The organism is Pseudomonas sp. W2I6 (assembly GCF_030815935.1).
Classification (GTDB): domain Bacteria; phylum Pseudomonadota; class Gammaproteobacteria; order Pseudomonadales; family Pseudomonadaceae; genus Aquipseudomonas.
Window position 1 is genome coordinate 2,512,919 of sequence record NZ_JAUSXJ010000001.1, and the last position, 14,071, is coordinate 2,526,989.

13 protein-coding genes and 1 pseudogene are annotated in these 14,071 nt (G+C 62.1%); 6 read left to right on the plus strand and 8 right to left on the minus strand.

The genetic code is table 11. The features are described from left to right. Window positions 1-51 precede the first annotated feature (51 nt). Both QF039_RS11845 and QF039_RS11850 read left to right on the plus strand, forming a co-directional pair. Window positions 52-1,194, plus strand: a complete 1,143-nt coding sequence (locus QF039_RS11845) for a hypothetical protein (RefSeq protein WP_307518263.1) — start codon at window positions 52-54, stop codon at window positions 1,192-1,194. Window positions 1,195-1,292: 98 nt separating this feature from the next. Continuing rightward, window positions 1,293-2,639, plus strand: coding sequence for a sodium:proton antiporter (locus QF039_RS11850; protein WP_307518265.1), 1,347 nt, complete (start codon window positions 1,293-1,295; stop codon window positions 2,637-2,639). 3 nt (window positions 2,640-2,642) lie between these two features. On the opposite strand, the gene QF039_RS11855 is transcribed toward QF039_RS11850, so the two are convergent. The 3 genes from QF039_RS11855 to QF039_RS11865 form a co-directional block, all read right to left on the minus strand. Beyond that, entirely contained in the window at window positions 2,643-2,783 is a 141-nt protein-coding gene (locus QF039_RS11855) for a hypothetical protein (protein WP_003217070.1), read from the minus strand. A gap of 11 nt (window positions 2,784-2,794) precedes the next feature. Beyond that, window positions 2,795-3,007: a hypothetical protein gene (locus QF039_RS11860; protein ID WP_003217072.1), complete on the minus strand. Its 213-nt coding sequence runs from the start codon at window positions 3,005-3,007 to the stop codon at window positions 2,795-2,797. 72 nt (window positions 3,008-3,079) lie between these two features. Beyond that, on the minus strand, window positions 3,080-3,625 hold the full coding sequence (locus QF039_RS11865; protein ID WP_003217074.1) for a hypothetical protein: 546 nt from the start codon (window positions 3,623-3,625) through the stop codon (window positions 3,080-3,082). 413 nt (window positions 3,626-4,038) lie between these two features. Between QF039_RS11865 and QF039_RS11870 the strand changes: the two are divergent. Then, window positions 4,039-5,449: pseudogene (locus QF039_RS11870) on the plus strand (circularly permuted type 2 ATP-grasp protein). 2 nt (window positions 5,450-5,451) lie between these two features. Beyond that, window positions 5,452-6,402, plus strand: coding sequence for an alpha-E domain-containing protein (locus QF039_RS11875; protein ID WP_003217078.1), 951 nt, complete (start codon window positions 5,452-5,454; stop codon window positions 6,400-6,402). 169 nt (window positions 6,403-6,571) lie between these two features. Here QF039_RS11875 and msrA read toward each other — a convergent pair whose 3' ends face one another. From msrA to msrB, 3 genes are all read right to left on the minus strand, one after another. Continuing rightward, window positions 6,572-7,267: a peptide-methionine (S)-S-oxide reductase MsrA gene (gene msrA, locus QF039_RS11880; protein ID WP_008433754.1), complete on the minus strand. Its 696-nt coding sequence runs from the start codon at window positions 7,265-7,267 to the stop codon at window positions 6,572-6,574. A gap of 147 nt (window positions 7,268-7,414) precedes the next feature. Beyond that, on the minus strand, window positions 7,415-9,172 hold the full coding sequence (locus tag QF039_RS11885; protein WP_177020837.1) for a cytochrome c biogenesis protein DipZ: 1,758 nt from the start codon (window positions 9,170-9,172) through the stop codon (window positions 7,415-7,417). Window positions 9,173-9,201: 29 nt separating this feature from the next. After that, on the minus strand, window positions 9,202-9,714 hold the full coding sequence (gene msrB / locus QF039_RS11890) for a peptide-methionine (R)-S-oxide reductase MsrB (RefSeq protein ID WP_003217084.1): 513 nt from the start codon (window positions 9,712-9,714) through the stop codon (window positions 9,202-9,204). A 301-nt stretch (window positions 9,715-10,015) separates the two neighbouring features. On the opposite strand from msrB, the gene QF039_RS11895 reads away from it, so the two are divergent. Beyond that, window positions 10,016-10,726 (plus strand): response regulator transcription factor, encoded by a 711-nt coding sequence (locus QF039_RS11895; RefSeq protein ID WP_003217086.1) that lies wholly within the window; start codon window positions 10,016-10,018, stop codon window positions 10,724-10,726. Then, on the plus strand, window positions 10,723-12,189 hold the full coding sequence (locus tag QF039_RS11900) for a HAMP domain-containing sensor histidine kinase (RefSeq protein ID WP_177047953.1): 1,467 nt from the start codon (window positions 10,723-10,725) through the stop codon (window positions 12,187-12,189). Before QF039_RS11895 ends, QF039_RS11900 begins: the two co-directional genes overlap by 4 nt. Here QF039_RS11900 and QF039_RS11905 read toward each other — a convergent pair. Then, window positions 12,152-13,093 carry an alpha/beta fold hydrolase gene (locus tag QF039_RS11905; protein WP_307518275.1) on the minus strand — a complete coding sequence of 314 codons (942 nt, stop codon included), beginning with the start codon at window positions 13,091-13,093 and terminating at the stop codon, window positions 12,152-12,154. The two genes, QF039_RS11900 and QF039_RS11905, sit on opposite strands and share 38 nt — an antisense overlap. After that, window positions 13,086-14,012, minus strand: coding sequence for an AraC family transcriptional regulator (locus QF039_RS11910; RefSeq protein ID WP_307518277.1), 927 nt, complete (start codon window positions 14,010-14,012; stop codon window positions 13,086-13,088). The genes QF039_RS11905 and QF039_RS11910 overlap by 8 nt, the downstream gene beginning before the upstream one ends. Window positions 14,013-14,071 lie beyond the last annotated feature (59 nt).

Here is a 14,071-nt window from a genome sequence, read left to right on the forward strand (position 1 = left end):
GCCAATCCCAAGAGCTTTGGCAGTGCCCGAACGTCTTATATTGCCGATGCCATGGTGAAGGATGTTGATATTCGGTCATTCAAAAAAGAGGCCGAGGGGCTCACCACGCTTGATACCGAGGTTCCCTTTTACAAGAAAGTCAATGAATTCCTCCTCAACCTGATCCCCTTGAGGTCGGCAATCGTCAACTTTCAAAACGGCAACATCGCCGAAGGTGTCGGCGACCTGGCCCTGGATATATTTGGGTTTGCCGTGGGCCTCGGTGCGGCAGCCAGGGGGGCCAAGGCCGTGGCCGCTGGCGCATCGGCTTTCAGCAAGTTCGCCCAGGGCGCGAAGATTGTCGGGCGCGCGGCGCTGGGGAGTTTCAATCCGTTGAGCGGGGCTGATGATCTGGCCCGGAGTGCATTGAAGCTGGGGCGCACCACGCTGACCGCTGGACGTAACGGCGTCAATCATCTGCGTGGCGCCTTGCGCAGTGTCGACCTGACGTCACTGGCGAAAAAGCCCGGCATTGCCGAAGGCACTTACAAGGCGGCCAATGCGACCGAAGAAGCCAAGGTGTTTGCGAAGTTTGATGACGCCACCGGTAATTGGCACGCCTTGAATGTGAAAACCAGACAGCCCTTTGGCGAGCCGCTGGAAAATTTCAAAGCTGACGCCGTGCCGGTAGAAGCGCTTCGCGACAAACTGGAGAAGCTCCATGCCAAAACGGGATACACCGGGACAATCTGCTACGAAAAAACCATGTTCGTCGGGATGGCAGACAATGCACTCCCGTTGAAAACTCGCGAGGCCGTGCTGGGCAGTGTGGTCAGGAGCGGGGATTCCAATTACACGCAACGCTACAAGGATCTGATGGGTATTACTGCGGAGAATACCAGCGCGGTATTCAGGCCCGCGGACATTACCGAATCAGGCGTTATCAATTTCATGAGCAATAGAGCAGACGGCAATATCGTACACACCGCCTATATTCAAAAGAGCAGTGATGGAAAGCTCTATATCTACAACACCAACCAAGCCGGCCTGGACAAAGCCATGTTCGATGCCACTGGCACTCTTGATCAATCGGTCGGTGCAACGGTATTCAGTCTTGATAATGACGGGCTGCAAAAGTTTCTCGACTCGGGGTTCACCTTCTCCTTCACCCCAAACAGCACCCTCAATGCCAACGTAACACGCCTGGCGACCTGACAAACCGCGCATTGCCCGAGCAGGCAATGCGCGTTTTTTGAACCTCTCTCTCCCGGCAAACCTCAAACGTTCACACAGACCATGCCCGGGACTATTCAATGACCTTCATCCTATGGATGGCCGTACTGGGCGCGGTGTTGCTCACCCTCGCCCTCACCTCCTCCTACCTGCGCTGGATGCCGGTCACCACCTCGGCGGTGTGCCTGTTGCTCGGCGTGGGTATCGGCCCGCTGGGCATGGACCTGCTGCATCTGGACATCAAGGCCTCGGCCAGTTGGATGGAACACCTGACGGAAGTCGCGGTGCTGTTTTCGCTGTTCGTCAGCGGGCTGAAACTGCGCCTGCCCCTCAAGCACCGAACCTGGCGCATTGCGTTTGGCATGGCCGGGCCGGTGATGCTCTTGACCATCCTCGGGACGTGCCTGGTGCTGCATTGGCTGCTGGGGTTGTCGTGGGGGGTTTCACTGCTGGTGGGGGCGATTCTTGCGCCCACCGACCCGGTGCTCGCGGGCCTGGTGCAGGTCAATAACGCGCAGGATTATGACGCGCTGCGCTTCGGTCTTTCCGGTGAGGCAGGCTTGAACGACGGCACGGCCTTCCCGTTCGTGATCTTTGCGCTGTTTTTCATGCAGCACGGCGGGTTCGACGGTGACTGGCTGGGCGGCTGGGTGCTGAAAAACCTGCTCTGGGCCGTACCTGCCGGGTTGCTCGTGGGCTACTGGATGGGGCGTGGCATCGGTCGCGTCACCCTGAAGATGCGTATCACCAATGCCGACAGCACCCTGTCACCGAATGACTACCTGACGCTGGCCCTGATCGCCCTCGCCTATGTGGTGGCCGAAGCCATCGGCGGCTACGGCTTCCTGTCGGTATTTGCCGCCGGCCTGGGGCTGCGCCAGGCCGAGTTCAAGTCCACCGGCAACTCACAAACCCCGGCGGAACATCTGGCACAGCCGGTGGTTGGCCACATGGAAGTTGAGCCGGAGCATGCGTTGCATGGCGATGTCGGGCAACTGCAGGACACGCAAATCGCCGCCGGGGTGATGATGGGCGACATGCTCGCCTTTGGGGGGCTGGTGGAGCGTTCGATGGAAGTGTTCCTGGTGACCTTGCTGGGCGTGGTGCTGGTCAGCCATTGGGACTGGCGGGCCCTGGCGGTGGGGGCGGCGCTGTTTTGCGTGATTCGCCCCCTCAGCGTGCTGTCGATACCCTGGGGCGGCTTGCTGAATCGCCATCAGCGCGGGCTGGTGGGCTGGTTCGGGATTCGCGGGATCGGCAGCATCTACTACCTGTTCTATGCCATCAACCACGGGCTGGTGGGCACCAGCAGTGCGGTCGCGGTGAACCTGACGCTGTCAGTCATTGCCCTGAGCATCGTCGTTCATGGTCTCAGCACGCAGCCGATGCTGGCGTGGTATGAACGACGTGCCCAGGCACAACAATGACGTCTACTCCTGGTTTTCAGTGTTGCCGACGTCAGCGGCATCATCCAGGTCGTTAAGCGGTACTTCGGCATCATCCATCAATGAACCCGGGTCTTCATTGCCCGGGTCATTGAGTTCATCGTCTTCGTCTATTTCAACTGACATCACCGTCTCCTCTAACCGCCTTGGGTATCGATATCGGCATCGGTTTCAGGCTTGGGCTCGCGCTCGGGCTTGAAGTCTGGACTGTAGTCGTTTTCCTTGGCCTTGGGGTCGCTGGCAGGCTTGGGGTCTTTTGGCGCGTCGGCCGCGGTGCCGGGGGCCGGTTCGCCGCGGTCGATGGCGGGATCGTTACGGTTGCTGGTTTGCGGGTCGTTGTCTGTGCTCATGGCTCACCTCTGTTGGAAAACGCAGACTGCGTAAAGGTAAGGTCCCGTGCGGGTCGGTGAAGTTCCAATTGCTTATGAGCCGGGGTTGTCCACCTGGATGTAAAACGCGTAGGCCCCCAGCATCACCCAGAACACCATGAACAGCCAGGGCGCGCGCATCGAGAACAACAGCGACTTGCGATAGCCCTTGTGGGACGACTCCATCTCACTGAACAGTGGCGACTCATCGTAGGCCAGGCCCATCACCGGCTCGCTGCGCAGCAGTTCGCTCTGCTTGTAATGCCAGTGGTCGATGATTTCGTAGGCCGCCCGAATCCCCGGCCAGGCGTTGAGGGAACTGAGAATGCCCAGGGTCGCCAGGAACACGGGCACCACCAGGGTGAACAGCTTGCCCCATTCGGGGTTCAGGTTGCCCATGCCGGACACGAAGGCGATCACCAGGAATGACTGGGCCGTGAGGTAGGCGTCGGTGCGGTTGGCCAGGATGCTGGTTTCGTACTGGATTTCACGCCGGTAAAAGTCGAGACGGTCCTTGGGCGAACCGAAAATCTTCGCGTTGTGTTCGCTGTGGTCGGTCAGGCTCGATTCCGGGGTGTCGGGTGAGATGATTCTGGGCACATCCGTGCTCCGTGCTGGCATTTGAAGCAGTTTAGAAGAACCGGGCTGGTGCAAAGTTCAAGTAATCAGTGCACCGTTTTGAGGCGATAGGGCCGCATCGGTGGCGCGGGAGCTTGGGCCCGCTGGACCGGGACAGCGCTCCAGTGCGCAGCGGTCTGATTCCTTTTTGGGGCCGCTGCGCAGCCCAGCGGGAGCAAGCTCCCTCGCCACCAGGTGGATGGCACAGGCATTGCTTTAGTCCTTTATCTGCCCGGATACAGGAGCAATCGTTACCCCCCGACCCAGAGCCCACCCCAAAAGAAAGTAAGGACCAGGCCTGCTGGCACCATCAGCCACGGGCTCATAAAAAAATGCGTTTTCTAAAGCGGCAGTGCCAAAGCGCAGTTAGTCCCGGCACTGACAAGGTAATTGGAATGGCTCGATCTTTCTTTGATGAAATGAATGACGCGCAAGGCGTTTGCCGTGCGCATTATCAGGAATTCTCCCGCTGGCTGGCCAACACGCCGCCAGAACTGCTGCGCCCAGCGCCGCCGTGAAGCCGACCTGCTGTTTCACCGCGCCGGGATCACCTTCACCCTGTATGGCGACGAGCAAGACACCGAGCGCCTGATCCCCTTCGATATCATCCCCCGCAGCATCCCCGCCAGTGAGTGGAGTGTCATCGAGCGCGGCTGTATCCAGCGGGTGAATGCGCTGAACATGTTCCTTGCCGACATCTACCACGACCAACGCATCATCAAGGCCGGGATCATTCCCGCCGATCAGGTGCTGGGCAACGAGGGATACCAGAAAGCCATGGTCGGCCTGGACCTGCACCGCGATATCTACTCGCACATCTCCGGGGTCGACCTGGTGCGCGATGGCGACGGCACCTACTACGTGCTCGAAGACAACCTGCGTACCCCCAGCGGCGTGAGCTACATGCTCGAAGACCGCAAGATGATGATGCGCCTGTTCCCCGAGGTGTTCGCCAAGCAACGCATCGCCCCGGTGGACCACTATCCCAACCTGCTGCTCAAGACCCTGAAAAGCTCCAGCCGCCTGGACAACCCGAATGTGGTGGTGCTGACGCCGGGCCGGTTTAACAGCGCGTTCTTCGAGCATGCATTCCTGGCCCGGGAAATGGGCGTGGAGCTGGTGGAAGGCGCCGACCTGTTCGTGCACGACCTCAAGGTGTTCATGCGTACCACCGACGGCCCCAAGGCCGTGGATGTGATCTACCGCCGCATCGACGATGCCTTCCTCGACCCGCAGGCTTTCAATCCCGATTCGATGCTCGGTGTGCCCGGCCTGGTCGCGGCGTACTGCGCGGGCAACGTAGTGCTGGCGAATGCGATCGGCACCGGCGTGGCGGACGACAAGTCGATCTACCCGTACGTGCCGGAAATGATCCGGTTCTACCTGGATGAAGAGCCGGTCCTGCAAAACGTGCCGACGTTCCAGTGCCGCAAGCCGGATGAGCTGTCCCACGTACTGGCGCACCTGCCGGAACTGGTGGTCAAGGAAACCCAGGGTTCCGGCGGCTACGGCATGCTGGTGGGCCCGGCGTCCAGCGCGGCCGAGATCGAGGACTTCCGCCAGCGTATCAAGGCCCGCCCTCACGCCTACATCGCCCAACCGACCTTGAGCCTGTCCACTTGCCCGACGTTTGTCGAAAACGGCATCGCGCCGCGGCATATCGACCTGCGACCGTTCGTGCTCTCGGGCAAGGAAACCCGCCTGGTACCCGGTGGCTTGACCCGCGTGGCGCTGCGCGAAGGCTCATTGATCGTCAACTCGTCGCAAGGCGGCGGAACCAAGGACACCTGGGTGGTGGAGGGCTGAGTATGCTGAGTAGAACCGCCGCAGATCTGTATTGGATGTCCCGTTACCTGGAGCGTGCCGAGAACCTGGCGCGCATGCTGGAAGTCAGTTATTCGCTGTCGTTGATGCCCCAGGCCGGGCGCAGTGACGGGCTGGACGAGTTGGCCATGTCGCTGCTCAGCAGCGGCACCCTGGACAGTTACCTTGAGCGCCATCAGCAACTGGACGCCGAGCGCATGCTGCACTTCTTCGCCCTCGACGAGGAAAACCCCGCCAGTATCTACAATTGCCTGCGGGCTGCACGGGGTAATGCCCATGCGGTACGGGGGCGGATCACGGCTGATATGTGGGAAAACCTCAACGCCACTTGGCTGGAGATGCGCAGTATTGCGGCCGGCGGGTTGGCGAGGCATGGCATCAGCCACTTTTGTGACTGGGTGAAGCAGCGCTCGCACCTGTTTCGTGGGGCGACGTCCGGGACGATCATGCGTAACGATGCGTATCGGTTTATTCGGCTGGGGACGTTTGTCGAGCGGGCGGATAACACGTTGCGGTTGCTGGACGCGCGGTATGAAATGTTTGGGGAAGAGTCCGAGGAAGTCAGCGACCTTTCGGCACGCGGGTATTACCAGTGGAGCGCGTTGTTGCGGGCGCTGTCGTCGTTTGAGGCGTATACCGAGCTGTACCCGAATGCGCTGAATGCGCGGTCGGTGTCGGAGTTGTTGCTGTTGCGCAGTGATGTGCCGCGCTCGTTGCATGCGTGTATCGAGGAGTTGAGCCATATCCTGGCGGACCTGCCGGGGAGTTATGGGCGTACGGCCCAGCGTTTGGCGGCGGAGTTTGAGGCGCGGCTGAGGTATACGGGGATTGATGAGATTCTGGAGGATGGGCTGCATAGCCGGTTGACGGATTTTATCGACACCGTGCGGGAGTTGGCGCGGGCGATTCATAGCTCCTACCTTGAAGTCGTCTGATGATCGTGATGATCGTTCCCACGCTGATCGTTCCCACGCTCCGCGTGGGAATGAATCCGGTGACGCTCCGCGTCACGACTTCAAAAGCGGACGCAGAGCGCCCTGGCGGCATTCCCACGCAGAGCGTGGGAACGATCGTCGAGCGTCGAGAGTGGGAACGATCATAGGTCTACTGGTTTTTCACCAGTACCGGTTCTGCGCGGTACTGCTCAGGGAACAGTTTTTTCAGCTGGGCCACCTTGGGCAGATCGTTGATCACGATGTAGGGGTACGACGGGTTTTCGGTCAGGAAGTCCTGGTGATAGGACTCCGCCGGGTAGAAGGCTTTGCCCATCTCGATCTTGGTCACGATCGGCTTGTCGAAGGCTTTCGCGGCGTCGAGCTGGGCGATGTAGGCCTGGGCGACTTTTTGCTGTTCGGCGTTCTGGGCAAAGATCGCCGAGCGGTACTGGGTGCCGCTGTCCGGGCCCTGGCGGTTGAGTTCCGTGGGGTTGTGGGCGACCGAGAAGTAGATCTGCAGCAGCTTGCCGTAGCTGACCTTGCTCGGGTCGTAGGTCACGGCGACGGATTCGGCGTGGCCGGTGTCGCCGCCGCTGACGCTTTCGTACTGCGCGGTGCTCGCCGCGCCGCCGTCATAGCCGGAGACGGCGTTTTTCACCCCTTGTACATGCTGGAACACACCCTGCACGCCCCAGAAGCAGCCGCCGGCGAAGACCGCGGTTTGCAGGTTGTTCGCGTCTGCCGGCAGGTCCATGGCCGGTGGCGCGATGGCCACGGCGTCGTCGGACGGGCCGAAGGAGAACGCCGAGCTGTGGCCGACAAAGGCGGCGAACGCCAGGGCCGGTAAGTACTTAAGCAGTTTCATCTCAGTCACTCCGAAACGTCAGGATAAATGCGGTCAACTGTGGGAGCTGGCTTGCCTGCGATGGCGGTGGTGAATTCAACATCGCTATCGCAGGCAAGCCAGCTCCCACATTGATTGGGTTTTCAGTTCAAGCGTTACGTCGCCGGGTTAGCCGAAGGTGAAGGCGTAAGCCGCCACGTGTGGGTCAAGAAACTCGATGCTGAACGTACGGTCCTTGATGGCATCCGGCTGGCGCACTAACTGGTACAAGCGTTGTTCGGTCACGGTGCCGCTGCCATCCGGTGCGACGTCGGTGCCGTGGGCATCCCCCGGCGCCTGGCCGTCGATGCTGACCTTGAAGCGCACCGGCTTGCCGTCGGCGCCCGGGCCCAGCACCAGGTGCAGGTCACGGGCGTGGAAGCGGTAGACGATCTTGCCGTTGGCCGCTGCGAGGGTGGCTTGCTGGCCGCCGACGTTCCATTGGCCTTCCAGGGTCCAGTTATTCAAGGCCAGGTTGCCGGCTGCCGGGTAGTTCACCACCTTGTCGGTGCCCAGGGTGCCGGTGGTCACGAAGTTCTCGGCGCGCTGGAAGCCCAGGTAGGTTTCCGGCGACTGCACTTCGTTCATGTCCGGTGCGGCCTGGATGCCCTTGGCATCGGCTTCGATCAAGCCGCCCGCCACCTTGGTAGCGCCCGCCTCACGCAGCAGTTGCTGGATCACTCGCTCGGACTCGGCGTAGTCACCCTCGCCAAAATGGTGATAGCGGATCTGGCCCTTGGCATCGGCAAAGTAATGCGCCGGCCAGTACTGGTTGTTGAAGGCGCGCCAGATCTTGTAGTTGTTGTCGATGGCCACCGGGTAAGTGATGCCCAGGTCCTTCATGGCCTTGGTGACGTTGTTCACGTCGCGTTCGAAGGCGAATTCCGGAGCGTGCACACCGATCACCACCAGGCCCTGGTCGCGGTATTTCTCGGCCCAGGCCTTGACGTACGGCAAGGTGCGCAGGCAGTTGATGCAGGAGTAGGTCCAGAAATCCACCAGCACCACCTTGCCTTTCAACGCCTCGGCAGTCAGTGGCTCGGAGTTGAGCCATTGCACGGCACCGTCCAGCGGCGGCAACTGGCCTTCCACTGGCAGCGTGTCACTGTGGTTGGCGGCCATCATCGCGCCGCCGGCCATCATCGCCCCGCTCTTCTGTTCAGGCTTGGCGCTGAGTTTCTCCACCAGGCTTTGTTCCAGGCCACCGGTTGACGCCGTCGACAGGCGCGCCAGGATCCCGGTGTCCAGGCCCAGGGCGATGGCCGCCACACCGGCCAACATCAGGGCGCCGAGCCCACGACGCAGCCATTCACCAGCGCCCAGCGAACGCTTCATGAAACCGAAGACTTTACCGCCGACCAGCAGCGCCAAGGCCAGGGAGGTGGCAGCCCCTGCCGCGTAGGCCAGCAAGAGCAAGGTAGTGCCGATACTGGCGCCCTGCAGCGCGGCGCCCGTCAGCACCAGCCCGAGGATGGGCCCGGCGCACGGCGCCCACAGCAGCCCGGTGGCCACGCCGATCAGGAACGATGCGCCCGGACGCGGCCGCGAATCGGCCCCGGCGGCTTCCGACAGGCGACTGCCCGCGGCCACCAGCGGCCGGGTCAGGCGCTCGGACAGGCTTGGCAGCAGCAGCGTCAGCCCGAATAGCGCAACAAACAGCAACGCGAGCCAGCGACCGTACTGATTGACTTGCACCACCCAACCGCCGCCCACCGCCGCGAGCGAGGCGACCAGGGCGAAGGTCATCGCCATCCCCAGCAGCAGCGGCAAGCCACTGCGCAAAAACGGCTGCCCGGTGCGAGCGAAGACAAAAGGCAGAACCGGCAGGATGCAGGGACTGACAATCGTCAGCACGCCGCCCAGATATGCGAGAACCAAAAGCCACATGGGGTAGACCCTTATAGGAAGACATTGAATTAAGTCGCGGTGAACGTCATGGCTGCGCCGTTCATGCAGTAGCGCAGGCCGGTGGGTGCCGGGCCGTCATCGAACACGTGGCCCTGATGACCGCCGCAGCGGCGGCAGTGGATTTCCTTGCGTACCACGCCGAAGGAGGTGTCGACGTGGCTGGCCACGGCGTTTTCCAGGGGTTGCCAGAAGCTGGGCCAGCCGGTGTGGCTTTCGAATTTGGTGGCTGAGGCGTACAGGGGCAAAGCGCAACCGGCGCAGGCGAAGGTGCCGTTGCGGTGTTCACTGTTGAGGGCGCTGCTGTAGGGGCGTTCGGTGCCCTCCTCCCGCAGGATCGCGTACTGCTCGGCGGTCAGCAGGGTGCGCCATTCGGCGTCGGTGTGGCTGACTTCGAAATGTTCGGCGGCTTCGGCTTCGGCGATCAGGGCGGGGCCGGCGTTGATTTTTTGCAGCAGGCCACCGGCGATTACCGCGAGGCCGAGGCCGCCGCCGGCGAGCAGGATCTGTCGACGTGAATACATGAGTTGCTCCTAACACAAGTGCGGATGGCTGGCGAAGCCCCTATGGCTGACAAACAAACTGTGGCGAGGGAGCTTGCTCCCGCTGGAGTGCGCAGCGCTCCCGGCTTTTTTGGGGCCGCTGCGCGACCCAGCGGGAGCAAGCTCCCTCGCCACAATGAGGGGGGCGTACTTTTGCCGTTGCGATGAGTAAGGTTAGGCCCGGGGTGATCGCGGAATCCTCACGCAGAGTTAAACAATTCGTGATAACTACACTGTTGCAAAAGCCGCACAATGCGCGAATCAAGAAGACAGGTTTTTATCAATGGATCAGCCCAAACGTGTCCTGGTGGTCGAGGACGATGCCCATATTGCCGATTTGATCTGCCTGCACCTGCGGGACGAGCAGTTCGAGGTGGTTCACAGTGCCGACGGTGACGAAGGCCTGCGCCTGCTGGAGCAAGGCGGCTGGGATGCGTTGATCCTGGACCTGATGCTGCCCGGCGTCGACGGCCTGGAGATCTGCCGGCGGGCCCGGGCGATGACGCGCTACACGCCGATCATTATCACCAGTGCCCGCTCCAGCGAGTTGCATCGCATCCTCGGCCTGGAACTGGGGGCGGATGACTACCTGGCCAAGCCGTTTTCCATGCCGGAGCTGGTGGCGCGGGTCAAGGCGCTGCTGCGCCGGGTCGACGCCATGGCGCGCAACTTGAAGATGGACGCCGGCAGCCTCGACCTCGGCCAGTTGTTCATCAACCCGCTGACCCGTGACGCCACCCTGCAAGGCCAGCGGCTGGACCTCACGCCCCGGGAATTCGACCTGCTGTACTTTTTCGCCCGCCAACCGGGCAAGGTATTCTCGCGCATGGACCTGCTCAACGCCGTGTGGGGCTACAGCCACGAAGGTTACGAACACACCGTCAACACCCATATAAACCGCCTGCGGGCCAAGGTCGAGGCCGATCCGGCCAACCCGGCGCGCATCCTCACGGTGTGGGGCCGTGGCTACAAGTTTGCCGAGCAATCGGCATGAGGCTGACCCTTACCCAGCGCCTGTCCCTGGTGTTCGCGCTGTTGCTGCTGATTTGCAGCGGCACGTCGGCCTGGCTGCAAGTGCGCTCCAACCACATGCATGAACTGGAAGTGGTGCAAGGCCTGTCCCGCGACCTCGCCGCGCACATCGCCCGGGATACGCAGTTGATGGACGCCGACGGTCTCAAGCCGGACGCGGTGCGCAACCTGTTCAGCCAGTTGATGCTGGTAAACCCGAGTGTCGAGGTGTACCTGCTGGACATTAACGGGCGCGTGGTCGGCAACGCTGCGCCCAGCGGCCACCTGCGCCGCGACCAGGTCAACCTGGAACCGGTGCGCCGCTTCCTCAGCGGCGCGATGCTGCCGATCCTCGGCGACGACCCACGCAGCGTCGACGGCCTCAAGGTGTTCAGCGCCGCGCCGCTGCGGGTCAACGGCCAGCAGACCGGCTACCTGTATGTGGTGCTGCTGGGCGAAGCCCATGATGTGTTCGACGCCCGGGATGCCACCGGCATGGCACTGAACATCGCCCTGTGGTCCATCGCCCTGGTGGCATTGTTGTGCTTGCTCGCGGGTTTGACCGCGTTCGCCTGGATCACCCGGCCCTTGCGGCAACTGACCGAGAAGGTCGGCCAGTTCGACATCAACGGCGCACCGAAAGTCCCGCAGGCCGTGGCGCCCGAGGTTGCCAGCCAGGATGAAATCGCCGTGCTCGACCACGCCTTCGTGCAGATGGAGAACCGCCTGGGTGAACAGTGGCGCGCCATCACCCACCAAGAGCAGGAACGCCGGGAGATGGTCGCGAATATTTCCCATGACCTGCGCACACCGTTGGCCTCCTTGCATGGCTACCTGGAAACCCTGTCCCTGAAAGACGCCAGCCTGACCCCGCAGGAACGCCGGCGTTACCTGGGCATCGCCCTCGACCAGAGCCGCAAGGTCGGCGGGCTGGCCCAGTCGCTGCTGGAACTGGTACGCCTGGAACACGGGTTTGTGCAGCCGGTCATCGAAGGCTTTTCAATACCCGACCTGGTGCAGGACATTTTCCAGAAGTTCGAACTGACCGCGGAAGCCCGGGCGATCACCCTCACCGCCAGCCTGCCGCCGGTGGTGCCAACCGTATTGGCCGACCTGGGCCTGATCGAACGGGTACTCACCAACCTGCTGGATAACGCCCTGCGCCATACACCGCCCAATGGCGAAGTTGAAGTGACCCTGGCCCCCAAGCCCGGTTTTGTTGAAGTCACGGTGAGCGACAGCGGCCCCGGGATTTCGGCGGATCTGCGCGAAGGTCTGTTCCTGCGCGCCTTCACCATTGGTGGGGCTCGACGCGATGGCGGCCTGGGCTTGCGCATCGTGCACCGGATCCTGCAACTGCACGGTCAGGAAATCCGCCTGATCGATGTGCCAGGACGCGGCGCGACGTTCACGTTCGCCCTAGAAACCCGAGCAGCAGTTCGTTGACCTTGGGCCCCTGCTCGTTCTGAATCCAGTGGCCGCAGTTGGCCAGGACGCTTTGTTGCAGGTTCGGCACGACGTCGGGCATGCGCTTGAGGGTGTGGGCTTCGAACACGCCGACCGGGTCGCGGTCGCCGATCAGGAACAGCGTCGGTTGCAGCACCTGCCTGCCGGCGAGGAACTCGGTGCGCTGCCAGTTGCGTTCGAAGTTGCGGTACCAGTTCAACGGGCCGCGAAAGCCGTCATTGGCGAAGGTCTGAACATACACGTCGAGGTCCTGCTGGCTGCACCAGGCCGGGAGCGTACCGGGCAGCGGCACACCTTCCAGCAGCTTCGCGCTGGCGGGTTTCTTCTGCAGGAAAACGTCCTGGTCCTGCATGAACAGCCGTAATGTCCGCTCGATATCGGCATCCAGTTCCTTTTCAGCCACGCCTGGGGCCCGGAAGTACAGGATGTAATTGAAGCGATCGGCGTACAGCTCGCGCATGATCTCGATCACCGGCCTGCGGGAGCGTCCGGCGAACGGTACCGACATCGTCACCAACTGGCTGACGCGCTCTGGCTCGAGCAACGCCAGGTGCCAGGCCACCACGGCGCCCCAGTCATGGCCAATCATGACGACCCGGCGATGCCCGAACAGGTCCATGGCGCCCTGGATATCGGCGCACAGGGTCAGCAGGTCATAGTCGGCCACTTCCGGCGGCGCGCTGGATTGTCCATAGCCGCGCATTTCCGGGACAAACACCCGATAACCCTGGGCCACCAGCGCCGGAATCTGCTCGCGCCAGGAGTGCCAGCACTCGGGAAACCCATGCAGCAACCACACCGGCGGGCCGCTCTCGGGGCCGGCGATGTGCACGTTCAACTCAATGCCGTTGACCTTGACCTTCTGCTGCTGGATTTCACTCATCACTGGGTTCCTTGTGTGGGGTTCGCTCGCGGTATTCCCGGGGAGAACAAGCCATCACGCGCTTGAAAGCATTGCTGAAAGCGCTGTCTGACTGATAACCCAGGGACTGGCCGATCGTGGACACGCTGTTGTCGCTGGCTTTCAAGGCCTGTACCGCCAGGTGCATACGCCAGCGGGTCAGGTATTCCTGCGGTGCCAGCCCTACCCGTTGCTTGAAGTGCAAGGCGAAGGTGGAGCGGGATTGACTCGCCACGCCGGCCATTTCACTCAATGTCCAGCGCCGGGCGGGTGCTGCGTGAATTTCCCGCAGCACCGGGGCCAGCCTTGGATCCGTCAAGGCTCCCAGCCAGCCGGTGGTATGGGTGCCCATGGAAGATTGATAGAGCCGCAGGATTTGCACCAGCATCATTTGCGCCAAATGCTCGGTCATCAGCGCCGCGCCTTGTAACGGGCTGGCGTATTCCCGGGCCAGGCGATCCAGGCACCAACGCAACACGGCGGCCTGTTCGGAGTTGGCACTCACCCGCAACACCGGCGGCAGGCTATCCAGCAACAGTCGGGCGTCGTCCCCGTAGATAAAGCGCCCGGCGATCAAAAACAGATCCACCGTGTCCCCCAACGTGGCGATGCCGCCCACCGCATCGGCATACACCTCACGCGCATCAACGCCTTCGCGGGACAGATTGCTGGACAGCCGCCACGGGCGCGCCTGGGTCAACAGGAAACAATCGCGCTCATACAGACGTATCGGCACCACCAGCCCTTCCACCTCCAGCCAGCAACTGCCCTCCACCACCGCGTTGAACTTGATGCCATCCGGCGCCGCAAAGTCAATGGCCCAGGTGCCGCCAGCCTTCAAGCCGGCGAAGGTCGAGCGATGGCTTTTTAACAGTGCCAGCACATCGGAAAGGGTATCCATAAAAGCTCCGGACGATCGCGACAGAAACACGGACTCTAGGGCATTCCGCGTCCGGGCTC